This is a genomic window from Micromonospora sp. LOL_021, from assembly GCF_048060215.1.
GTDB lineage: Bacteria > Actinomycetota > Actinomycetes > Mycobacteriales > Micromonosporaceae > Micromonospora_E.
On the sequence record NZ_JBHMIN010000057.1, the window covers coordinates 16,871 to 40,534 of the forward strand.

At 71.1% G+C, this 23,664-nt stretch carries 18 protein-coding genes; 14 read left to right on the top strand and 4 right to left on the bottom strand.

All coding sequences use genetic code 11. The annotated features are described in order from the left end of the window. Positions 1–10: 10 nt before the first annotated feature. From ACFHWT_RS26860 to ACFHWT_RS26925, 14 genes are all read left to right on the top strand, one after another. A complete protein-coding gene (locus tag ACFHWT_RS26860; RefSeq protein WP_416597471.1) occupies positions 11–853 on the top strand; it encodes a class I SAM-dependent methyltransferase in 843 nt (280 codons plus the stop codon). After that, positions 850–2,196 (top strand): glycosyltransferase family 2 protein, encoded by a 1,347-nt coding sequence (locus ACFHWT_RS26865; RefSeq protein ID WP_416597472.1) that lies wholly within the window; start codon positions 850–852, stop codon positions 2,194–2,196. The genes ACFHWT_RS26860 and ACFHWT_RS26865 overlap by 4 nt, the downstream gene beginning before the upstream one ends. A 130-nt stretch (positions 2,197–2,326) precedes the next feature. Beyond that, complete coding sequence (locus tag ACFHWT_RS26870) at positions 2,327–3,418, top strand: glycosyltransferase (RefSeq protein WP_416597473.1); 1,092 nt, start codon at positions 2,327–2,329, stop codon at positions 3,416–3,418. A 14-nt stretch (positions 3,419–3,432) separates the two neighbouring features. Continuing rightward, on the top strand, positions 3,433–4,692 hold the full coding sequence (locus ACFHWT_RS26875; RefSeq protein WP_416597474.1) for an O-antigen ligase family protein: 1,260 nt from the start codon (positions 3,433–3,435) through the stop codon (positions 4,690–4,692). Continuing rightward, positions 4,689–5,651 (top strand): glycosyltransferase family 2 protein, encoded by a 963-nt coding sequence (locus tag ACFHWT_RS26880; RefSeq protein WP_416597475.1) that lies wholly within the window; start codon positions 4,689–4,691, stop codon positions 5,649–5,651. The genes ACFHWT_RS26875 and ACFHWT_RS26880 overlap by 4 nt, the downstream gene beginning before the upstream one ends. Then, positions 5,651–6,874 (top strand): glycosyltransferase family 4 protein, encoded by a 1,224-nt coding sequence (locus ACFHWT_RS26885; protein ID WP_416597484.1) that lies wholly within the window; start codon positions 5,651–5,653, stop codon positions 6,872–6,874. Before ACFHWT_RS26880 ends, ACFHWT_RS26885 begins: the two co-directional genes overlap by 1 nt. After that, positions 6,871–8,328, top strand: a complete 1,458-nt coding sequence (locus tag ACFHWT_RS26890; RefSeq protein ID WP_416597476.1) for a hypothetical protein — start codon at positions 6,871–6,873, stop codon at positions 8,326–8,328. Before ACFHWT_RS26885 ends, ACFHWT_RS26890 begins: the two co-directional genes overlap by 4 nt. 169 nt (positions 8,329–8,497) lie before the next feature. Then, positions 8,498–9,301 carry a TylF/MycF family methyltransferase gene (locus tag ACFHWT_RS26895; protein WP_416597485.1) on the top strand — a complete coding sequence of 268 codons (804 nt, stop codon included), beginning with the start codon at positions 8,498–8,500 and terminating at the stop codon, positions 9,299–9,301. 107 nt (positions 9,302–9,408) lie between these two features. Continuing rightward, positions 9,409–9,789, top strand: coding sequence for a BlaI/MecI/CopY family transcriptional regulator (locus ACFHWT_RS26900; RefSeq protein ID WP_416597477.1), 381 nt, complete (start codon positions 9,409–9,411; stop codon positions 9,787–9,789). Positions 9,790–9,796: 7 nt separating this feature from the next. Then, complete coding sequence (locus ACFHWT_RS26905) at positions 9,797–10,759, top strand: M56 family metallopeptidase (RefSeq protein ID WP_416597478.1); 963 nt, start codon at positions 9,797–9,799, stop codon at positions 10,757–10,759. Continuing rightward, positions 10,756–12,492 (top strand): thiol reductant ABC exporter subunit CydD, encoded by a 1,737-nt coding sequence (gene cydD / locus ACFHWT_RS26910; RefSeq protein WP_416597479.1) that lies wholly within the window; start codon positions 10,756–10,758, stop codon positions 12,490–12,492. The genes ACFHWT_RS26905 and cydD overlap by 4 nt, the downstream gene beginning before the upstream one ends. Continuing rightward, positions 12,489–14,315, top strand: a complete 1,827-nt coding sequence (gene cydC / locus ACFHWT_RS26915; protein WP_416597480.1) for a thiol reductant ABC exporter subunit CydC — start codon at positions 12,489–12,491, stop codon at positions 14,313–14,315. The genes cydD and cydC overlap by 4 nt, the downstream gene beginning before the upstream one ends. 81 nt (positions 14,316–14,396) lie before the next feature. Continuing rightward, positions 14,397–15,431 (top strand): DNA primase, encoded by a 1,035-nt coding sequence (locus ACFHWT_RS26920; protein ID WP_416597486.1) that lies wholly within the window; start codon positions 14,397–14,399, stop codon positions 15,429–15,431. Positions 15,432–15,460: 29 nt separating this feature from the next. Next, positions 15,461–17,935 (top strand): transposase, encoded by a 2,475-nt coding sequence (locus ACFHWT_RS26925; RefSeq protein ID WP_416597481.1) that lies wholly within the window; start codon positions 15,461–15,463, stop codon positions 17,933–17,935. Between the two features lie 241 nt (positions 17,936–18,176). Here ACFHWT_RS26925 and ACFHWT_RS26930 read toward each other — a convergent pair whose 3' ends face one another. The 4 genes from ACFHWT_RS26930 to ACFHWT_RS26945 all read right to left on the bottom strand — a co-directional run bounded on the left by ACFHWT_RS26930 (position 18,177) and on the right by ACFHWT_RS26945 (position 23,168). Then, entirely contained in the window at positions 18,177–18,764 is a 588-nt protein-coding gene (locus tag ACFHWT_RS26930; RefSeq protein WP_123605491.1) for a GTP-binding protein, read from the bottom strand. Between the two features lies 1 nt (position 18,765). Beyond that, a complete protein-coding gene (locus ACFHWT_RS26935; protein WP_123605492.1) occupies positions 18,766–19,143 on the bottom strand; it encodes a DUF742 domain-containing protein in 378 nt (125 codons plus the stop codon). Positions 19,144–19,260: 117 nt separating this feature from the next. After that, the gene (locus ACFHWT_RS26940) at positions 19,261–19,665 is read right to left on the bottom strand and encodes a roadblock/LC7 domain-containing protein (RefSeq protein ID WP_278171351.1); all 405 of its coding nucleotides are present in this window, start codon (positions 19,663–19,665) and stop codon (positions 19,261–19,263) included. Then, a complete protein-coding gene (locus tag ACFHWT_RS26945) occupies positions 19,662–23,168 on the bottom strand; it encodes a nitrate- and nitrite sensing domain-containing protein (protein WP_416597482.1) in 3,507 nt (1,168 codons plus the stop codon). Before ACFHWT_RS26945 ends, ACFHWT_RS26940 begins: the two co-directional genes overlap by 4 nt. Positions 23,169–23,664: the final 496 nt, after the last annotated feature.

Genomic DNA, 23,664 nt, shown 5'->3' on the forward strand with positions numbered 1-23,664 from the left:
AGGAGAATCGATGAGATCTGCGGAGAAGGTCGCAACCGGCTGCCTGCTGTGCGGCGACGGCTCGGGCGGTCGACCCGTCACGGACGGGCTGCTCCGGCGCTGCGACACCTGCCAGTTCGTCTGGACGGCCAGCGACCTGCCGCCGCCCGAGCAGTTGTACGACCGCGCCTACTACGAGACCGACGGATACCAGGACTACTTCGCGGCCGCCGGACAACGACGGTACGAGTCCGCCCGGCGGCTCCGCTGGCTGCGGTCACGGGTTCGCCCGGCGACCCTGCTGGAGGCGGGGTCGGCCGGTGGCTACTTCCTGCGGGCCGCCCGCGACGCCGGCATCGACGCCCGTGGCGTCGAGGTATCGGAGGCGGCCGCCAGCTTCGCCCGGGAGCAACTGGGTGTGCCGGTACGCACGGACCGGTTCGAAGATCATGCGCCAGGCGCACCGGTCGAGGCGGTCTGCGCCTTCCACGTACTCGAACACGTGACCGATCCGCAGCGGTTCCTGGCGGCGGCCCGGGCTGCGCTGCGACCGGACGGCTGGCTGGCGTTGGAGGTGCCCAACATCGCTTCGGCGGCCGCGCGCAGGCTCGGTAGCGCATGGCCGGCGATCGCCCCCGACTACCACCGTTGGCACTTCGCGCCGCACTCGCTCGCCCGGCTGCTGGCCGAGTCCGGCTTCCGGGTGGTCGGTCAGGACACGGTCTTCTCCCGCTTCTACTGGCGGGCTCCGGCTCGCCTGCGGCAGGCCCGCAACCTGGTGGTCGCCGACTTCGCGGCCTGTCGGTCGCTGCGGGTGAGCCACCCGACCCTCGGCGACCTGCTGCGGGTCTTCGCGCGTAGGGAGGACCGATGAGCAGCGTGGACCTGTCGATCCTGCTGGTGAGCTGGAACACCCGGGATGAGACGCGGGCATGCCTGGAGTCGCTGCCCACCGGGGTCCGCAGCGACCTGAGTCTCGAGATCGTCGCCGTCGACAACGGGTCGTGCGACGGGTCGGCCGAGCTACTGGCCAATCATCCCCAGGTACGGCTGCTGCGCAACGAGCACAACGTCGGGTTCGCCACCGCCGTCAACCAGGCCTACCGGCAGGCCCGAGGCGCGCTGATCCTGCTGCTCAACAGCGATGTCCGGTTTCACCCGGGCGCGTTGAGCACGATGGTCGAGCATCTGCGACAGCACCCCGAGGCTGCCGGGGTCAGCCCGCTGTACCTGAACCCGGACGGGACCTTCCAGCAGCACTATGTCAATCTGCCGAGTTTCACTGCCACGATCGCTCTGGTCACCGCGCTACGCAAGCTCCCGGTCTTCCGGCAGGCACTGCACAGATTCCAGATGCGCGGGGAGGACTTCAGCCGACCCCGGCTGCTGGCCTCCGGCAGTTGCATGCTGCTGAGGAGACAGGTGCTGCCGACGGACCATATTTTCGACGAACGGTTCCCGATCTACTGGAACGACGCCGTGCTCGCCCGAACGTTGCGCGACGCCGGCCGCCAGTTGTGGATGATCCCACACGCGGTGGTGACACACAGTAGAGGCGCCTCGTGCCGTCGGCTCGGGCCGACCGTCCGGCAGCGCCATCTACTCGGCAGCCTGGTCGGCTATCTGTCCCTGACCGAACCTCGGTACAAGCTGGCCGTCTTCCGCGCGGTGGCGCTCGTCGATCACAGTGTGAAACGGCTCTTTGGCCGGCCCGTGCCGCTGGGACTGAGCGATCTACGAGCGGCGCTACGCGGCGACGTCGGCCCGCTGCCTGATGGTGACATCCGGGACTGGTGGGTGATCGTCGACTCGGGGCGGTCCGTGGCAGCTGCCGGCTCCCCTCCGTCAGGCACGGCGACCGCAGCCCTGGTGACGGAGGCGAGCCGGCTGGGGGACAAGCGGGTCCTGCTGCTGCGCGCGGAGCCCGCCGCACGGCCACGCTGGCGGTTGACGGTCCAGACGCAGGACCAGTCCGTCTGGTCCGCAGACCTTCCGGCGGTGCTGCCGTTCGGCAAGTACGTCCGTTGGATCGATCGGGTCAATCTGCGGGTCGGCGCCGGCCGGCTACGCCGCTGGCTGGACCGGCAGGCCGGCGCCCGGGTGCTGTACCTGACCGACGATCGCGCGACCGCGGTGATCGGATACCTCGGCGAGGATGAAGTACGCAGTGTCTCGTCGTCGTCCCTTCCGGCGGTGGCGGAACCAGCTCATGTCTAGGCCTGGTCACCCGGTCCGCTCGTCGTCCCGGTCATCCCGGTCCACCGCGACGCCACGGCCGCGGCGGCACCGTACCGGCGACACCGATGTGTCACGACGCCCCACCGACGTCGGCAGCGGGTGGGTGGTGATGTTCAGCGCTACGCCGTGGCGCGGCGGAGCCCACCGCCAGCACGCGTTGGCCCGGCAGATCGCGGTCGACCGTCGGGTGCTCTACGTGGATCCCCCTGGCCAGCTACCGAGTTGGCGGATGTCGGTCACCCCGGTCGAGCACAACCTGTGGCGCGCCGAGGTGCCCGTCCTCCTACCGCTCGGCCGGCAGCTGCCCCCGGCCAACATGGTCAACCGCTGGTGCGGCGCGTCACTCATCCGTCGATGGTTGGACGACCGGCCGGGCCACCGGTTGCTGTGGATCGACGAGGACCTGGCCGCGACGGTCGCCGGGCGCTTGGGAGAGCTAGCTGTCGTCTACGACGCGACGGATTTGGACTGGACGTTCACCCGGCGGTGGAACCGATGGCACCTACGGCAGGCGCTGCGCGATGCGCTGGCCGCCGCCGATGTGGTGTTGGCCTCGTCGTCGGCGCTGCCCGCGCGGCTACCCACCGGGCACCGGTCGGTGGTGGTACTGCCGAACGGCTGTGACCCGGACAAGTTCCATCCAGCCGGGCCGGTCTCCTCGTGGCTGGCCCGGCTGCCCCGTCCGGTGCTGGGCTACGTCGGTGCGGTCGACACTCGGGCGTTCGACGCCGACCTGGTGGCACATCTGGCCACGGAGCACCCAGAGTGGACCTTCGTACTCGCCGGTCCGACGACCCGGGGCGGCCGGACTCCGCTCGCCAGGCTGCCCAACATCGTCCTCACCGGTCCGGTTCCCTTCACGGACGTCCCCGGGATCCTGCGCGGCTGTGACGTGACGATCATCCCTTACCGGGTCGGCGGGCTGATCGACTACGTGCACCCCAAGAAGTGCTACGAGTATCTCGCGATGGGCAAACCCGTCGTCGCCACACCGCTACCGGCGCTGCGTGGCATCGGCGCTCCGATCCGGCTGGCCGCGGGGCCGCAGCAGTTCGGCGCGGCGGTCGAAGAGGCGTTGCGGACGGCGGACGGCCCAGCCGAGGTGTCGCTACGCCGGTCCGTCGCGGCCGACAACAGCTGGGCGGTACGGGGTGCCCAGCTGCGTGCCCTGCTCACAGATCTGGCCGGACCGCCACGATGAGACTGGCGTACAGCTTGTGGACCGCGCCGCTGCCGATGGTGTTCGCCGCGACCGTCGTCGGGGCGCTGGCCGTCTCACCCGGCACCCTCGGCACCGTCCTGGCAGCCTCGGCTGTCTGCTGTGCGGCGTTCGTGCTCTGGCCGTGGGCGGTGCTCCCAGTCGCCATCATCGGCGGCACGATTGCTGGCGTGGCCGTCGGCGGCGGCGACGTCGCCACGATCGTCGCAATGCATGCGGCCGTGCTCGGTGCCGGGGGATTCGCACTGCTGATCCGGGTGCTGATCCGGGTGGAGAAGATCCGCCGTACGACTGCGGACCTGCCGATGCTGGGCCTCACGCTGTTGGTCCTGCTGGCGGCGGTGTACGGCCTCTCACTCGGCAATCCACCCCGGGACGTCCTGGTCGGTGCCTACCAGATCGCGGTCATTCCGGTCTACTTCTGGATCGCGGCCCAGACGCTGGGCGACCTGAGACGGCTGCGCGCAGCCGCCATTCTCTACCTGGTGCCGACCGTGGCGCTCACACTGACGGCGCTGGCCACAGCTAACCAGACCGGTGGCCTGATCGCGCTACTCGCCGTACCGCCGCTGATCGTCCTGGCCGGGCTCGCCGAAGGTTGGAGCCGGGCCGGCTTCGCCATGCTCGCCGGGTTGCTCCTCGCGGATGTCGCCATGTCGATGTACCGGGCGCTGTGGTTGGCCGCAGCAGTCGCTCTCGTGGTGATGCTGGTCTGGGGCGGACGCACCTTACGTCGCGGCATGGCAGCGACGGTCGCCGTCGCCGTCGCCGGTGTCGCGTTCTTGGCGCTGGTGTCGAACCTTGCTAACCACGTCGACGTGGTGGCCCTTGAACTGCAAGAGTCGTCGGGCTACCGGGGCCCCGAGTCCGCTGTCGGAATGAATGCCTTCGCGGAGCGCCCTTTCACCGGCGGCGGGCTGGGGCAGTCGGTGCGGGACATCTACCTGCCAGACTTCACTCGCGATGATGTTGGCCCGGTCTACCACGCCTTCTATGTGACCGTGCTGGCGAACATCGGAATCCTCGGCCTTATCGTCGTGCTATGGCCGCTTTACCGCACGATACGGAACGGATTTCTGTACAGTAACGGCATGGCGTTCGGGTTCGCCGCGCTCACCTGTGGATTCCTTGTCGGAGCAGCATTCGCCGGACCGACGGCGGGCCACTGGGAACTCGGCCTGCTGCCAGCTCTGACGATGATCACGGGTTCCACCGATTCACCCCAGCCGACCGTCCCCGAGGAGGTGAGGACATGACCGAGTCAAACGCGACCGCGGTGATCGTGACGCACAACTCGCAAGATCATATTCGCGCCACCCTGATGGAGCTGGCGAGAAGCCGACTACCGGTCATCGTGGTGGACAATTCCTCCAGCGACTCCACAGTAGCGATCGTACGATCAGAGTTTCCCGAGGTGACACTGCAGACGAACATCGTCAACGTCGGCTTCGCGACTGCCGTCAACCAGGCAGTCGCGACCGTCCGGACCGATGTCGTACTGCTGGTAAACCCGGACTGCGTATGCCCTTCCGCTACGGTAGACGCCCTCCTCACCGCCTTGCGTGACCATCCTCATGCCGGGATCGTAGGGCCGCGCATACGCCGCCCGGACGGGCAGATAGCCATCAGTGCGCACCCCTTCGAATCGTTGACCACGGTCGTCGCGTCCCGGTTCGGCGGCAGTTTGCTACCGGTACAGCTACGCCGGTTGGTGTCCGGGCGGACCCGCCGGGCGACGTACGACGCGTGCCGGGAGACGGGCGGCCCGGTCTCCGTCGACTGGATCTCCGGCGCGTGCATGGCCGTGCGCGTCCACCTGCTGCGGCGAATCGGCGGCCTCGACGAGGGCTACTTCCTCTACTACGAGGACGAGGAGCTCTGCCTTCAGGCATGGCGCAACGATGTCGCAGTCCTGTACCTGCCCTCTGCGGAGGCGATGCATGTGGGCGGCGGCAGCAGCAGTGCCGACCCCGCCCGCACCTGGCCGCACCTGTACCGGAGCATGCTGCGCTTCTTCGCGCTCCACCGACCTGCGACGCTCGCGGCTCTCCGTGCCGTGGTGCTGCTGCGCGCGATGCTCGGTATAGGAATCGCCGGGATGCGGTTGCCCATCCAACCTCGTACCGGAGCGGCCCGAGCTCGAGCCTGGTCAGAGATTTCACGGATCGCGTTGTCCAGCCGGCCGGAGAAGTCGTGGAGGAAAGAGTGCACGTGATGGTCACCGTCGTCGGCGCACGGACGGAACACTGGATCGAATTGTTCGCCGCCCTGGCGAATCGCCCTGATGTCACGGTCACGGTTGTCGCGGCCGATGTTTCCGAGCTGACCCGGACCGAACTCGACCTGGTGTCCAGCAGATCCCCCAGTTTCCGGTACCACGTCGTCCCCCACCTGTTAGGGGAAGGCCGGACCGGGCACATGGCATCGGTCCTCTTCCGGACTGACGTTAGCCGATTTGTGGAGAACCCGCCGGACGTCGTGCATATCATCGGTGAGGCCGCCTACCTGTCGACCTGGCAAGTTATCCGTTCCTGCCGGCGACGCTGGCCGGGCGTACCGGTCTCGCTCTACGCCGCGCAGAACATCGTAATCAGGTTCCCGGCACCCTTTCCCACCATCGAGCGCTACTCCTACCGTCAGGTCGATCACATGTTCCCGATCACCCCGGCGGCGCTCTACGTCCTTCGAGTGAAGGGATACTCCGGAAGCGCTTCGGTCGTGCCGCTGGGCGTCGACCCGGAACTGTTCCGGCCAGAACCGGCCGGGGACGTAAACCGCCGCTTCACCGTTGGTTTCGTCGGTCGGCTCGAACACCACAAGGGTATCGCCGATCTGCTGCGCGCGGCCGAGTCGGTCGACTGTGACGTGGCGTTCATCGGCGCAGGAGCCCTCCGGCCCCTTGTCGAGCAGGCGATCGAGCACCGCCCAGGGCGAGTCGTGCTGCATTCCTGGGCAGATCACCATGACCTGCCCGGCCACCTCAATCGGATGGATGCCCTGGCGCTGCCCTCCATCGAGATCGTGCAGCGCAACATCCTGCCGTGGGTGGGCATACCGCTACGCGAACAGTTCGGTCGGGTACTTGTCGAGGCGATGGCCTGTGGCACACCGGTGGTCGGCAGCGACGTCGGCGAGATACCACACGTGATCGGCGATGCCGGCCTGACCTTCACCGCTGGCGACTGGGTCGGTCTTGCCAACTGCCTCTCCCGACTCCGGGACGATCCGGAGCTCGCCGCCACGCTGTCCGCCAACGGACTGGCCCGAGTCAACCGGCTGTTCAGCTGGGCAAGCATCGCTGACGCGATGTGCGATGCGTGGAACGGGCTCCGCGACGCCGGGGACCGGCGCTCGGCGACGAGCCTGCCCCGACACCGCAGGGAACCGCAACGTACGCCGCGTACCACCGCAGCGCAGCAGTTGGAGGCGAAACCATGACCCGATGGTCCCGTGGCCGGTCGACAGTCCGTGCCGTCGCCCGGCTCGCCGGGCTTCCGGCCTTCGGACTGTGCCTCGGGCTGCTCGCCGCGCAGTTGGTCACCCAGTGGACCCCGCCCACCTATCAGGCGTCGGCTTCGCTGCTGATCAGCGCCAAGGCCGACGGGGAGGTAGCCGGCCAGGAGTCGGCGTCGATCACCCTCGCGCAGAGCCTGGCGCCGACGATCGCCCGGATGGCCGAGACGAGGGAGGTCGCGATCAGGGCCGCCGACAGCCTGCGGTTACCGGCGGACGAGGTCGTCGGCCAGGTGACCGGACAGTTCGAGCCCGGCATGCAGATCGTCACCGTAGCGGCGGCCGCCCGGTCGGCCGACCGGGCGGCCGGGATCGCAAACGAAGCCGCGGCGGCGGTGATCAGGCGGCTCGCTGACTTCGCGCTCGCGGAGCAGGTTCAGGTCGATGCGCGGATACTGGACCGGGCCACTGCGCCGGCTCGGCCGGTCCTACCGAAACCCACGCTGAACAGTGCGCTCGGTGCGGTAGCGGGCCTACTCGTCGGCCTCGGCCTGGCGACCGCCCGTAACCGGTTCGACAACCGGCTACGCGATGTTCAGGCGGTGGACGCCCAGCTGGGTCTACCGGTGCTGGCGGTCTTCCCGCGGCTGCCACGACGCTTCGTGCCGCGACATGTCCGGATGCTGCGACGCGGTCCGGCGACCGTGGCGGCGGACGCGCTGGTCGCAGGCCTCAGCGTCTTCGTCGATTCGCTGCCTGGCCGGCGGATTTTGGTCACCAGCGCCCGACACGACGACGGGAAGGCCATGGTGGCTGCCCTGCTGGCCCTTCGGATCGCCAGCGGCCGCGACAACGTGACTCTCGTCGAAGCTGAGAGCACCGGTCAAGGTGACCCGCAGCCGGCTGCCGACCGCATCCTACTGAGCTTCATGGAACGCACCTTCGGCCGTCAGCCGGCAATCGCCTCTGTTCCGACCGTCGTCGGTGCGGACCTGGTGGGCCAGTGGCCGGCCGACGGGCAGCTCGACGAGATTGTCGGTCGCAAGGACGACGACCTGGTGGTACACGCACCGCCGGTCCTGACCGGAACCACGGCGGCCACGCTTGCCAGAAAGGTCGACGCCGTCGTGCTGGTGGTCCGGCGAGGTGACACCGACGCGGCCGACGCCAAGCAAGCCTCGATGCTGATGCGGCACCTTGGTGTGCCGTTCGTCGGTGTCGTCGTCGTTGACGGCGCAACCATGCTGTCCTACCGGTTGCCAGATCGCCCCGACCGAATCGCGGCCCCGGGCTCGGACGGCGGCCGGCACCGACGGACGGATCCACCGTCTGGCGCCGAGACTCCGGCCGCTGCCGCCACGCCGACAGCAACCGCTCCTCGATCGACACAGTCCGCAGCGCTGACCGGCGTTACACAATCAGCGATTCGCGCCGAATAGCGGCCAGTCGATGCCGGCCGGTAGTAACCTGTTTCAGCAGATGATGGCCACCGGCGTCCGTCCGGCCAATCTTGATTGATGAGACTACTTCTCAGAAGGAGTTCACATGAGCGTCATTCCGGCCATAGACCCGGAACCCACCGTCACCGCCCCTGGCGACCCACGGGCCATGTACCTGGACCTCATGAAGCGCGCCCTGACAAGATACGCCTTCGGCGAATCGTGGATTCGCTACCATCCGCGCCGCAATTCATTGCGGAGCACTCTGCTCCGCAAGGGTCAGCGGCTACTCAACCGGCGGGACATGGACATCGTGGTGCGATTCCCGTTCGACGCGGACGAACGCGGGAACGGCCGCGACTGGCCCCCAGAAGCCGAAACGATGATCGGCCTACGGCGACTCGACAACCTTGAACAGTGTGTGACTGAGGTGATCAGGAACCAGGTTCCTGGGGACCTGATCGAGACTGGGGTGTGGCGCGGTGGCGCCTGCATCTTCATGCGGGCGCTACTCAAGGCGTACGAGGAGACCGATCGCGTGGTCTGGGTAGCCGACTCATTTCGAGGGCTGCCCCGACCGGATCCCGATCGACTCGAGGATGTAGAGGACGCCCTCTGGAAAGAGCCGTTCCTTGCAGTGCCGCTGGATCGGGTTCAGGCAAATTTCCGCCGGTACGGCCTGCTTGACGACCAGGTCCGGTTCCTGCCGGGATGGTTCGAGGAGACGTTGCCGACGGCCGACATCGAGCGGGTCGCGGTCATGCGACTCGACGGAGACCTGTACGACTCGACGATGGTGGCGCTCGACTCGCTGTATCCAAAGCTCTCTGCCGGCGGCTACGTCATCATCGATGACTATCACGCCGTACGCGGCTGTCGTCAGGCGGTCGACGACTTCAGGCGCGCTCATGGCATCGACGACGAGCTCCACCAGGTCGACTGGACCTGCCGGTACTGGCGCAGACCGGCCTAGACCTCACCGTCGAGTGCTCCGACGCCGGTACCAACAGGAAGGGCCGGCGAGCCGAGGCAGCCAGGTGTCGCGGTCCGCACGTCTACTACGGGCGATAGGATTGTGGGGTGACGCGACTGGGTGACCTCGAACGCGCGGTGATGGACGTGCTGTGGGACCGCGACCCGGCGGCCGGGCCGGTCACCGTCCGCGACGTCGCCGAAGCCCTGCAGGACCGTGACCTCGCGTACACGACGGTGATGACGGTGCTGGACCGGCTGACCGGCAAGGGCATGGTCAGCCGGGAGCGGGCCGGCCGGGCGTGGCACTACCAGCCGGCGGCCAGCCGTGAGGCGTACATCGCCCAGTTGATGCTCGACGCGCTGGACCTGGCCGGCAGCCGGGACGCGGCCCTGGTCCGGTTCGCCAGGTCGGTCACCGGCACCGAAGCCGAAGTGCTCCGGGCCGCGCTCACCGACCAGGCGCAGGCGGCGGAACGGCGGGGTTGACGCTGCCATGGCACACGGCGCGCACTTCGCCGCGGTGATCCTCGCCTGCTATCTCACCGCCCAGGCGTTGACCCGCTCGGTCTGGTTCGGCCCCGGCTGGACCTGGCGCAGCCCTCGGGTGGCGATCCTCTGCTGGCAGGCGCTCGGTCTGGCGGTCGGGCTGGCCGCGATCGGCGTTCCGCTGGCGGTCGGGCTCGCTCCGTACGGCACCGGGCCGGGCCGCGCCGCCGGCCTGTTCGTCGGTGACCTGGCCACCGGGGTGACCAGCCTGGCCACCGGACACGGCTGGCCGGCGGGCGTCCTCCCGGCCGGGCTGGGGCCGGTCCGGCTGGCGCTGGTCGGCCTCGCCGCCGCGATCGCCGCCGTCCTGCTCGGATCCACCGTACGCAGTTTGCTCGCCGCCGTACGGGTCCAGCGTCGCCACCGCGACCTGCTCGCCCTGGTCGGCCGCGCCGACCCGGCCGCACCGGGCGCGCTGGTGCTCGACCACCCGGGCGCGGCCGCCTACTGCCTGCCCGGGGTCCGGCCGACCGTGGTGGTCAGCGCCGGCACGCTCGACATGCTCGGCCCCGGCGAGCTCGCCGCCGTGCTCAGCCACGAGCGGGCGCACGCCGACGAGCGGCACGATCTGGTGCTGCTGCCGTTCACCGCGCTGTGCCGGGCACTGCCCCGGGTGCGTTGGCTGCGGGCGGCGCACGACGCGGTCGCCCTGCTGGTCGAAATGCGCGCCGACGACAAGGCCCGGCGTCAGCACGCCGACGAGCCGCTCGCCACCGCGCTGCGCCGGTTCGCCAGCGCCGGCAGCCGAATCACTCCGGCCGGTGCCCTCGGCGCCGCCGACCTGGAGCTCGACGCCCGGGTGCAGCGGCTGCTGCTCGACGGTCCGGCACCCCGGCTGCGGCCGGCAGCCGCGAGTGTGGTCGCCGCCGCGCTGCTCCTGCTGCCCACGTCGCTGTACCTCAGCTGGTGAGCGCCGCCGGCACCGCCACCGCACCGACCGACCGGGCCGGTCGCCGCCGGCCGTTCGATGCACGGCTGGTGCGCCAGGTGCCGGCGGTGCGGGTACGGCTCGCGCTGCTCGGCGTACTCGGTGTGGTCGCCGCCGGCCTGATCATCGCCCAGGCCACCACGCTGGCGCTGGTGCTGGCCGCGGCCGCCGGCGGCGAGCTGGACCGGGCCGCGCTCGGCGGTTTCGTCCTGACGGTCACCGGCCGCGCCGTGCTGCTCTGGGCACAGGGTCACCTCGCCGCCGACGCCGCGGCCACGGTCAAAGCGCAGCTGCGGGCGGACCTGCTGGCCGCGATCCACCGACGTGGCCCCGCCTGGTTGTCCGGTCAGCGCGCCGGCCAGCTCGCCACCCTGACCGGCCGGGGCGTCGACGCCCTCGACGGCTACTTCACCGGCTACCTGCCGCAGCTGGTGCTGAGCGTGACCGTACCGGTGGCGGTGCTCGCCCGGCTGGCGTTCGCCGACTGGAGTTCCGCGCTGATCGTCGCGGTCACCCTGCCGCTGATCCCGATCTTCGGCGCCCTGCTGGGCTGGCACGCGCAGGCGGCGACCGAACGGCAGTGGCGGCGGTTGGCCCAGCTCGGTGGGCACTTCCTGGACATGGTGGCAGGGCTGGCGACGCTGCGGGCCTTCGGGCGGCAGCGGGCGCAGGCCGAGGTGGTACGCCGGATGGCCGACCGGCACCGGGTCGCCACCATGGGTACGCTGCGCATCGCCTTCCTATCCGGGCTGGTCCTGGAGCTGGTCGCCACCCTGGCGGTGGCGCTGGTCGCGGTGCCGATCGGACTGCGGCTGCTCACCGGTGGGATGGCGCTGTCCACCGCGTTGCTGGTGCTGCTGCTCACCCCGGAGGCGTACCTGCCGCTGCGCACCGCGGGCAGCCGGTTCCACGCCAGCATGGAAGGTCTGACCGTGCTGGACGAGGCGCTCACCCTGATCAGCGAGGACGATCCGGCTCGCGACGCCGACGCCGGTGGGCGGGCGGGCCGAGCGGCACCGGCGGTCGTCGGGTCACCGCCGGCGGAGATCAGGTTCGAGTCGGTCACCGTGGCCTACCCCCGGACCACGGCGCTACGGGATGTCGACCTGACCATCCGGGCCGGCGACCGGATCGCTGTGATCGGCCCCAGCGGAGCCGGCAAGAGCACCCTGCTGCACCTGCTGCTCGGCTTTGTCGCGCCGACCGCCGGCCGGATCACCGTCGACGGGGTCGACCTCGCCGAACTCGACATCGAGCAGTGGCGGCGACGGCTCGCCTGGGTGCCGCAACACGCGCACCTGTTCGCCGCCTCGCTCGCCGACAACATCGCACTGGGCGCGCCGGACGCCGACCCGGCCGAGCTGGCGGCGGCGGTACGCGCCGCCGCGCTCACCGACGTGGTGGCGGCGCTGCCCGACGGGCTGGCCACCCGGCTCGGCGAACGCGGCCACGGCCTGTCCAGCGGGCAGCGCCAACGGGTCGCACTGGCCCGCGCCTTTCTCCGGGACGCGCCGGTCGTCCTGCTCGACGAGCCGACCGCCCGGTTGGACGGTGCCTCGGAGGCGGCGGTCCTGGCCGGGTCACGGCAACTGGTCGCCGGCCGGACCGCGTTGATCGTGGCGCACCGGCCGGCGCTGGTCGACGGCGTCGACCGGGTCGTCCGGCTCGACGCCGGCCGGATCACCGGACGCGACCTCGCGGCGGCCACCCCGTGACCGGCACCTGGCCGGAGCGGACCGTGCTGTCGCTGGCCCGGCCGTACCTCGGCCGGCTGGTCGGTGCCGGTCTGCTGGCCGCGGCGACCGAGGCGGCCGCGCTCGCGTTGCTGGCCACCGCCGTGTGGTTGCTGATCACCGCGGCCGGTCGGCCGCCGCTGGACGCGGTCACCGTGGCGATCGTCGGCGTACGGGCGCTGGCGATCAGCCGGGGCGTGCTGCGCTACACGGAACGGTTGGCCGGCCACGACGCCACGTTGCGGGTGGTCACCGACGTACGGTTCCGGATCTTCACCGCGCTGGCCGCGCGCCGGCCGACCGCCGAGGACCGGTCCGGGGACGCCCTCAGCCGGTTGGTCTCCGACGTCGAGGCCGTGCCGGACCTGCTGCTGCGGGTGCTGGTGCCCGGTGCCGCCGCGGCCACCGTCGCGGTGCTCGCGGTCGCCGGTGCCGCGACGGTCAGCCCAGCGGCGGCGCTCGCGCTGGCGGCCGGGCTGGTGGTCGCCGGTGGCGGTCTGCCAGCGGTCGCGGCGCTGCTCACCCGGCGTACCGCCGACCGGATGGCGCCGTTGCGCGGCGAGTTCGCGGCGGACGGCGCCGATCTGATCCACGGGGCGGCCGATCTGGCGGCGTTCGGCGGCACCGCCGACGCCCTGCGCCGCAGCACCCGTCGGGCCCGGGAACTCGCCCGGCTGGAGCGGCGGTTGGCGGCGACCGGCTGGGCGATCGACGGCATCGGCGTGCTCGTCGTCGGGCTGACCGTGGCGGCGGTGACGGTGACCGCGTTGCGCGACGGCGTCGGCGGGGTGCTGGTCGGCGTCCTCGCGGTCGGCGCCCTGGCCGCCGTCGAGATGAGTCTGGCGCTGGTCGCCGCCGCCCGGCAGTGGGCGCAGTTACGCGGCGGGTTGCGCCGAGTCGCCGAGTTGCTGACCGAAGCGGGACAGGCGGCGACGGGACAGGTCGACGGGGATCGGGCTGAGACGGAGCAGGCCGACGCGGAGTCGCGTACGACGGGACGGGCTGCGGCCGACCCGGCCGGTGCTGCGGCGGCCGACGGCCGTCAGCGGCCGACAATGGTGCTCGACGGCGTCACGGTGCGGTACCGGGCCGGCACGTCACCGGCGTTGGACCGGCTCGATCTGTCGCTGCCGCCCGGACGGCGGATCGCCGTGGTCGGGCCAAGCGGCGCCGGCAAGAGCACCCTGCTCGGTGTACTCACCGGGGCGGTGCCGCCGGACGGCGGCCGGGTGACGATCGACGGCGTGGACCTGGCCGACGTGCCGGCCGCAGCGCGACACCGGCTGGTCGGCGGGCTGCTCGCCGAGGCGTACGTGTTCAACGCCACAGTTCGCGACAACCTGCTGCTGGGCCGGCCCACGGCGGCCGACGACGACCTCGCCGCCGCGGCGGCCGCAGCCGGCCTGTTCGACTGGGTACGCGACCAGCCGGACGGCTGGCAGACCCTGGTCGGTGCGGCCGGCAGCCGGATCTCCGGCGGGCAGCGGCAGCGACTCGCCCTCGCCCGGGCGCTGCTGGCCGGCCCATCGGTGTTGGTCCTCGACGAACCCACCGAAGGGCTCGACCCGGCGTCGGCGGACACAGTGCTGGCGTCGGCGCTGGCCGCCGCCGACGACCGCACCGTGGTGCTGGTGACCCACCGGCTGAGCGGGCTGGAATCGATGGATGAGATCCTGGTGTTGGACGCTGGCCGGATCGTCCAACGGGGCGACCACGCCGAGCTGACCGGACGGCCCGGCTGGTACCAGGAACAGTGGATCATGCAGCGGGCCGCCGAACAGGGTTACCTGACGGCAGCCAACTGAGGCGGGGACGGGGTGCGGGCATGCCACACGGCGGGCAGCCCACTAGGGTGTGCGCAGAGTCACCCACCCGACAGTCCGGGTCTGGGCGCCGTCACCGGAGAACACACGGAGGTCAGCGTGGCCAAGTTGCCGAACCAGCCCGATGCCGACCGGCGCACGGCCGGATCCGACGGTCCTGACGACGAGGCGGACGTCGCGACGGCCGACGCCGACGCGACCGACCTCGACGATGCCGCTGACGACGCGGCGCTGACCGCCGACCGGTCGCTCTGGCAGGACGTACGGATCGACCCGGTCGAGATCGCGCTGCCGGCTGGTGTCGGCTACACGCTGCGCGCCTACCGGTCGTCCGCCGCGTTGACCCCGACCGACATCTCCGAGCGCGAGGAGGACGACCTGTTCGCCGCTCGGCAGCGGGCCGTCGCCGAGGAGGACGAGGACGACGAGTCCGTGGTCATCCTCGACGAGGAGTTCGCCGCAGCGCTCGCCGAGGAAGAAGACGAGCAGCAGGACGGGTCAACGAGCAAGTCGGGCAAGGGTGGCAAGGCCGGCAAGGGTGGCACAGCCGGTGGGAGTGACGACGCCGACGACGAGGACGCCGACGACGACACCGAGTCGGCCGACAGCGGCGAAGAGGTGCCGATCTTCCTCAGCCACCGCGGCAAGCTGCTGCTGTTCCGCGACCCCGAGGCGCTGGTCAGCTTCGTCCGGTCCAGCGCGTCGCACGACCTCGCACAGCTGGACACCTGGCCGGATCTGGTCGACCGGCTGCAGCCGGCGGACATCTCGGCGCTCCCGGAGGACACCTACGAGCTCGACCTCGTGGTGGAGAACCTGCGGGGCGGCCACGACGCCTGGGACGCGGCGCTGCTGATTCAGTCCGGCGAGGTCGCGAGGGACCTCGCGTACGCCCTGCGGATGCCCTCGGTGCTGGACATGCTCTCCACCGGATCCAGGCTGGACGATCTTGACGAGGCGCTAAGGTCGACGGTTGACGGCGGCATCAGTGGTTTCATGGCCCGCCGCAAGTTGAAGAAAATCGGGGCACAAACGGCAAGTCTCGGCTGGCGCACGATTATCGGCAAGATCTCTGCCGCTGCGGACTGGCGCGACTGACCCCTCACCAGGGACCATCAGTCCTTGGCATGACGGGTGTCCGGGAGGAGGACGGCGCGGTGGCGCTCGTGCGGGTGTACTGCGGTCTGGCATCGGCGGACCGGGCTGCCCGGTCGGCTTCGACCGGTCCGGCCCTGTCCGCCGCGATAGTCGACGACGCCGGCCGGCTGCTCGACGTCTGCGAGATCGGCGACGACCCGGCTGGCTACGCCTGGCTGAGCTGCATGCTCATCGAGCGGTCGGGCGGCGCGAGCGGAGCTGCCATCGCCGCCGACAGCGACGACCACGTCGTCACCTCGCTGCTGACCGCCGCCGGTCGCCCACTCGCCGTGGCCGACGACGACGCTGCGGACGACTACGCCGAACGGTTCGCCGACGACGAGTCGCTGGACGAGATGTCCTCCGCACCGGCCCAGCGGCGCGCCGTCGGTCTGGCCCGAGCGCTCCAGGCCGGGGCGATGTCCGCAGTGGCCCTACCCGTCTCCCGCGACCTCGTCGCGTACAAGCCGGTGCTGGCCGCGCACGCCGCGTTGGCCAACGGCCGGCAGGCCGCCGCCGTGGCACTGCGCGAGGTGCTCCGGGAGCTGTACCCGGCCGCGCTGCGGGCCTACCCCGACCCGGCCGAGCCGGTCGCGCTCGCGGTACTCGACGCCCTGCCGGAGCCGGGCATGCTCAGCGGCACCAGCTCACGCAACCGGGAGCTCACCGTCGCCGCTGACGCGGTCGCCGCCCACCTCGCGTCCGACGGGGTGGCCGACGCGCAGACGATCGACGCGGCGGTGACCGCCCTACGGGTGGCGATCGTCGAGTCGCCCCGCCGCGGCACCGTCAACAAGGCGCTCACTTCGGCCACCGCCGAGACGGTGCGGCACGCCGTCGCCGCTGTCCGGGCCTGCGACGCCGCCGCCGACGCCCTGGTCGCCACCCTGACCGCCCGGGTCGTCACCCCGCCACCGATCGGCGCGCCGCACGCCGCGCGGCGGGCCGCCGACCCGACCTCCGGTCCGCCGTCACCCGGGCTGCACGCGGTACCGCCGGCCCCGGACGCCGGCCCGAGTCGTACCCCCGCTGGCGGTCGGCGGGCCCGTCCGCAGCCGGTCGGCGGCGGCGCTCCCACCTCCCCCCAGCCGATGACCACACCGCCGGTGGCACCGGCCCCGGTGGCGCCACCGCCGAACGCGCCGACGCCACTCACCCCGCTCGCCCCGGTGGCCCGGCGCTCCGCCGATCCGGGCAGCGACCGTCCGGTGTCCGCCCCTCCCCCGCCACCGCCCGGGATGACCCCGATGCCGGCGCAACGTCCCGGCATCGCGCCGGCGGACGCCGGCGAGCCGTTCCGCGCCACGCTCACCACGGCCGCCATCAACGACGCGCGGGCACAGCGCCGGCCGACCCCGATCACCCCTCGGCCCAACACCCGGGCAGGTGCCGGTCCGGCCGGCCCCGCCCCGGCCACCGCGCCACGGTCGGCGCCACCGGCGGGTACGGCACCGATCTCCGGGACGCCGGTGTCGGCGCACCCGATCTCCGGCAGCCCGATGTCTGGGGCACCGACGTCCGGCGAACCGGCCTCGGCAGCGCCGGCCAGTGATTCGCCGCTCGCCGAGCCGCCGACCGGAGGCTTCTCCGCGACCGATTACAGCCTGCCCGTTCCCGCCCCGCGGCCCGGTCCGCCGACGTCGTCACCACCCGGTTCCCGGTCCAACTGGCCGCTGGTGCCGCCGGGTCCTGACGGCGGCGACGAGCCCGCTCCGGGCTACCCGGGAGGGCACGAGGAGCACCAGCCGGCTGCGTCCAACGGGCACAGCGGCCGGGTCAAGCCACCGTGGCTGGCCGACGACCTGCCGCCGGAGCCACCGATGCTGCGTCTGGTCGAGCCGCCGGTCACCGACCAGGTCCGTCACGACGACTTCCGACCCGACGGCTACGGACGGCCCGACGACTACAGCCGGCCCAACGCGCCGGTGGAGACGCCACCGCTGCGACTCGTGGACGCTCCCCAGCCACCCCCCGAGTACGGTCGCGGCCGGCGGGCCGCCGTGGAGCCGCTGAGCGCCCCGCCCGTACCCGATGAGGGCGACGGCGACCTGCTGATCTTCGCGGCGGCACGGTCGGCCTGGTTCGTCCGGCATCCGGAGGCTGACGGGGCGGAATTCGCGACGCAGGCGGACAACGGCTGGCGGGCCGCCGAGTTGGCCGCGCAACCGTCCATCGGTGCCGCGACCAACGCCGGGCTACCGAAGCGGGTGCCGCAGGCCAACCTGGTTCCGGGCTCACCGCTGCGCGACGAGCGCCCGCTGCGGATCGTCCGGGACGCGGCGAGCATCGCCGAGCACACCAACGGCTACTTCCGGGGCTGGCGACGAGGTCAGGAAATCGGCGGGTACGCCGTTGGCGGGCGACCCGGCCGGGAAGCCGCTGGCGGGTGGGACTTCAGCCGGGACCAGAGCGGGCAGGGCGACGGCCGCGAGTACGAGTACCGGCCGGCCGGTCACCACTCCTGACCGGGGTCACCTCCCGGGCGCTGACGTGCTCGGGCTCATTGCCCGCGTGTGGTGCCCGCTGTGCGCCGTACGCCCGTCGCGGTACGCAGTCGTGCCGCAGGCGCCACTGCCGCCCACCCCCGCCGAGGTCGACAGGTACCACAAGACAACCGGCCGCAACGACACCTACCGGCGGCACCTGGGTCAGGTGCCGCCGGTCCGGGTCGGAGATCGGGAGAGTCTGTGCCGGGTGGGTCGGCGGTCAGGCCGGTGCCACCGCACGCTGACGCCGCATGGTCAGCACGTACTCGACCAGCGAGATCAGCACGTGCTTCGTCGACTCACGGTTCCGCGCGTCACACGGGACGACGGGGACGTCGCTGGAGATGGCCAGCGCGTCCCGCACGTCCTGCGGATCGTGGTACTGCATGCCGTCGAAGCAGTTGATCGCCACCAGGTAGGGCAGCCGCCGATGCTCGAAGAAGTCGATCGCTGCGAAGCAGTCGGCCAGTCGACGAGTGTCGACCAGCACCACCGCCCCGATCGCTCCTCGCACCAGTTCGTCCCACATGAACCAGAATCGAGTCTGGCCCGGCGTACCGAACAGATAGAGGATCAGATCTCGGTCGATCGAGATACGTCCGAAGTCCATGGCGACCGTGGTGGTCGTCTTTCCCGGCACCTGTCGCGTGTCGTCCACGCCGACACCGGCCGAGGTCATGATCGCCTCGGTGGTCAACGGCGTGATCTCCGAGACCGAGCCGACCAGCGTCGTCTTGCCGACGCCAAACCCACCGGCGATCACAATCTTCGCCGATGTCACGCGCCCGGCCATGGGGCGGTGCGCCATGTCAGAGCCTGCGAAGTCCACTCAGCACCCTCTCCAGCAGTTCCGTGCCCACCGCGTCGTTCGTGTCGTCCAGGGATGTCGGCTCGTACACCGCGACCAGGCCGTCCGAGGCCATGTCCGCGATGATGACCCGGGCTACTCCGAGTGGGAGCTGCATCCGCGCCGCGATTTCCGCGAGCGACTGCAGCCGGCCGTCACACAGCGCGGCAATGTATTGGTGCTCCCGGCCCGAGCCGCCTTTCACAGCGCCTGAGGACCGGCCGCGCACCGTCGTTTCCACGAGCGCCTCGAGGGCGATTTCCAGCTTCGGCCGGGTACGACCACGGGTAACGGCGTACGGCCTGACCAGAGCACCGGTCGGTTCATCGCGCTCGGTCATTTGCCGTCACCCCCTCTCGTCCTGCCTGCAGCTCCACCAGTCGGAGCTCGTAGCGTCCAGTTCTTCTCTGCAGACCGGTGCCGGTCGTCAACGCCGGCACCGGTCTCGTCAGCGTGGTCAGCCCAGCATTCCAGCGGCCGTGCGGGGCGCTGGCGTCAGCGCCTCGCCAACCCGGTCTACCAGCAGGGCCATCTCGTACCCCACCTGGCCGACGTCGGAGCTTCGGGCGGCCAGTACCGCGAACGACGAACCGTCCGAGATCGACATGAGGAAGAGGAAGCCGTTGTCCATCTCAACCACTGTCTGCAGCACCGCACCACCCTCGAAACACCGCGCCGCGCCCTGGGTGAGGCTGACCAGTCCGGAGGCGATGGCCGCGAGCTGGTCCGCACGGTCCCGGGGAAGATCCCGGGACGCCGCCAGGAGCAGACCGTCCGCTGAGACCGCAATCGCGTGAGCGACCCCCGGCACGCGATCGGCGAAGTTGGCCAGCAGCCAACCGAGATCCTGCGTAGTTGTCATCCCTCATGCTCCTTGCCAGCCTGCGAGGATTGCTGCCCTCCCGGGGTCGCCCCCGGGTTGGTCGAGTGGTCGTCCTTGGGCTGAGTACGGCCGCGTTGCACACCACGGTGGTACGCGGACAATAGCCCACGGACCGCTTCCGGTGTGCGACGCTGTACCGAACTTGACGCCTTGTCTACGCCACCTGGTACTAGCTGTGCCATCGGGACCCGCTTCGGCAGGCCCGCCTGGGTCTTTTCGGCCACCTCGACATCAGCCGCAGCGCTTGCCGCGCGCCAGCCGTCGTCTGCGGCAGTCTGCCAGCTGTCCGGCGGACCCTCGCCACCCCCGCCACCGGCGGCGGCCGGCCGCGAGGTGGCGGCCACCGGCTCCGGTCGGCGCGGCAGCGACGAACCGGGCCTGCCGGCCGCGGTCGTCCCGGCTTCCGAAGCCGGAGCGGGAGGCCGAGAGGCGTCCACCTTGGCGATCGGCTGGGTGATGGCGGTCGAGGCCGCACCACCGGACTGCTTGATCATCGCTCCCGCCGCCGCCCGCGCTTCGTCCGCGGTGGGGCGCCGGGTCCGGAACCAGGCCGACTCCAGCTCGCGGAAGATCGGCAGTTCCATGGTCTCATCGGCGAACTGCTTGGGTGCCGCTGGCGGGGTGACCGTCGGATGCTGGGCGGTCGCCGTGTTGTCCGGACCCGACCGGGACACCCTCGGCAGCTCTGCGGTCATGTCCAGTGCCGCAGCGAGCTTTTCCGGCACCGGCGGTGCCGGGGTGTCCCGCTGCTCTGCCGCGACCGGCGGCCAGGCCGGTGGCGCCGCGCTGGGCGGCGGCGCGGCCGAAGGTGCCGGAGCGGCCGGTGTCGGTGTCGCCGACCGCTGCTGGTGCGCCGGAGGCTGAGGCGGGCGTTGGAAGCTGGCCGGCTGCTGGAATGCGGCGGGCTGCGGGGCGGCTGTCGGCGGCACCGGCGGAGCCGAGAACGGCCGCACCGGGGGCGCGGAGACCGGCGGGACGTACGGCTGCCCGCTGACCGGTTGGTGGCCGGTCGGCGCGCCGTGGGTCTCCGGCGAGGTGGGGGCCTGACGCGGGATGCCGCTGGTAGGCGCCGCTCCGGTCACCTCGCCGTCGACTGTCCAGTGATCGTTGGACCGGCGCTGCGGCAACGGACCGGTGCGCTGCTGGCCGTTGGCCGGCGGGGCGCCCAGCACGTCGGAGCCGTTGGCACCGTTCGTGCCGTTGGTCGCTCCGGTCAGGTCCGACCAGGCTGGCATCGGGCGGGCCGGGGCGGCCGGCGGTGTCGCCGGTCCGCCACCGTTGATGGGCGCCGGTTCGAACGGTCGCGGCGGTGGGCCGGCCGGTGCCGGCGGCTCGGCCGGTCGACCACCGAAGCCACCACCCGCCGGACCGTTGCCGCCTTCCAGTGCGAGCGGCGCGGCAAACGACGGGCGACCGGCGACGGCAGGCGACTCCGAGCCACCACCTGCGCCGAACGCGGCCGGGGCGGCGTTGCGGCCGGCGAGGGCCCGCGGGATCAGCACCGAGGTCGGCAGGGTGACGTCGGCTACGGTCCCCCGGTCGGCGGCCGGGCGCAGCTCGACCTTGACGCCGTGCCGCTTGGCCAGCCGGGCGACCACGACGAGGCCCATCATCCGGGACACCGCCACGTCCACCATCGGTGGGTTGGCCAGCCGGTCGTTGAGCTCCCGCAGCTGGTCGGCGCTGACGCCGATACCGCGGTCCTCGACGTAGAGCACGGCGCGGTCGCCGACCCGGCGGGCCTCGACCATCACCTGCGAGTCCGGTGGCGAGAAGGCCGTGGCGTTGTCGAACAGCTCGGCGACCAGGTGGACCAGGTCGTTGACGGCATGCGCGGCGACCTCGATGTCCCGGTCGACCATCCCGAACTCGATCCGGGTGTAGTGCTCGACCTCGGACTGCGCGGCGCGCAGTACGTCGATCAGCGCCGCCGGCTCACGCTGCACACGGGTGGAGTCCGCGCCGGCCAGAACCAGCAGGTTCTCGTCGTTACGCCGCATCCGGGTGGCAAGGTGATCGAGCTGGAAGAGCTCGCCAAGCCGGTCCGGGTCCTCCTCGCCGCGCTCCAGCCGGTCCAAGTGGCTGATCAGCCGGTCGACCAGGATCTGCGACCGGCGGGCGAGGTTGACGAACATCGTCGACACCGAGGATCGCAGTGCGGCCTGCTCGGCGGCGGTCTTCACCGCTTCCAGGTGGACCGCGTTGAACGCCTCGGTCACCTGACCGAACTCGTCCTTGCTGCGCACCGGCAACGGCTCGGCGATCTGGTTGGCCAGTTGCATCGGTGAGGTCTGCGCGGTGACCTGCGGATCCCGCAGACGGGCGACCGCCTGCGGGAGACCGTGCTGGGCCACGGCGAGCGCGCCCTGCCGCAGTTCACGCAGCGAACGCGCCATCGCCCGGGCGACCAGAGCGGCGAAGAGGATCGCCAGCAGCAGAACGACGAGCAGCAGGATCGTCTCGACCAACAACTGCTGCTGTACGTCGTCGCGCAGGATGGTGGCCTCGTTGACCACGTCGCTGTCGATCTTCTGCTCGACGGTGCGGATCAGGTCCGCGTGTCCGGTCAGCGCCGCGTCCCAGGCGTCGGCGTCGAACGGCGTGTCACGCATCGACTCTTCGCTCTGGCCACGGATGAAACCGCCGTAGGTGTCCGCTTCCCGCAGCGCCGGTCCGGCCACCGTCTGGTTGTAGAACTCCAGGTCGTCCTGGGTGGCGGCAGCTTCGAAGCTCTGCCGGGACTGGGCCTGGCCGGCCCGGGTACTGATGTAGTCGGTACGCAGCGACGGGGTCAGCGCGTTCTGGCTGAACGCCCGCAGCACGACGATCCGCTCGCGGGAGAGGAACTCCTTGTTGCGGGCCAGCGAAGCGGCGGCCCGCATGTGGTCGCTGAGCTCGGTGTCGTTGGCCAACTGGGCGGCCGAGTCGCGGATGTCGAGCAGGTCGCTGAGCAGCACCTCGTAGGCGCGGGCAGCCTCGGTGAGACGGTAGGTGCCGTCCGCGGTGGCGCTGTTGACCACCTGGCTGCGTACCCCGGGCAGGTCGGCGAGGTTCTGGTCGATCCGGGAGAGCAGGTTACGGAAGTTCACCGGCAGGTCGGTGAGCTCCGCGCGGCGCTGCGAGTACGGCGTCCGGGCCTCGTCGACGGTGCCGTGCAGGGCGTTGTACGCATCGAGGTAGCCCTGCCGGCGTTGCTCGTTCCCGGTGCCGAGCAGGAGCACCGCGGCGGCCCGCTCGTTCTGCAGGTCGTGCACCAGGTCGCCGGAGGCAGCGGCCAACGTGGCTAGCGTGCGTGCCTGGGACGCGTTCCCGGCGGTCTCCAGGTGCCCGATGAGGCCGTTGGTGCCGACCACGATCGTCGCCAGGGTAGGCACGATCATGATCAGACCGAGCTTGGACCAGATCGGCAGATCGTTGAGCCGGCCAACCGGCCGGCGGAGACGCGACAGGAATGAATCTGCCGTCCTCGGCCGCTCGCTCACGTCACCGCCCTCCTCATCGGTGCCGGTCCGGTTGCACCGGACACCGCCCATCGGCCGACCCGGGCGGATCGGACCCCCGAGATTCCATCACGACGCCACGCAAAGAGAAAGCCCAGGTGGCTTGTCACTGCGAGTGTGATGCGATGGTTATCCCGACATATGACAAATAGCACTTGCCTGATCACGCTAAGTACACGTTCCGGTCCGTGTTGCCGGCTTCGAGAGCAACTGTGCTCTCGGAGCGCGACGAGCATCTTACGCCCACCACGTCGAGCCGACACCACCGATGGGACCCGCCGGACATAGCCCTCCGCGACCAGCCACCGACCGGGTGGCCGGAGACCGGTGGCCCGAACGGGGGACCGACGTCGACGGTCGACGGGCTACCGGCCGGCCTTTCCCGGTCTGCCGATCAGCTCAGCCGATCAGCTTGGCGTACGCGGGCTTGATGACGTCGTCGATGACCGCCAGCCGCTCGTCGAACGGGATGAACGCA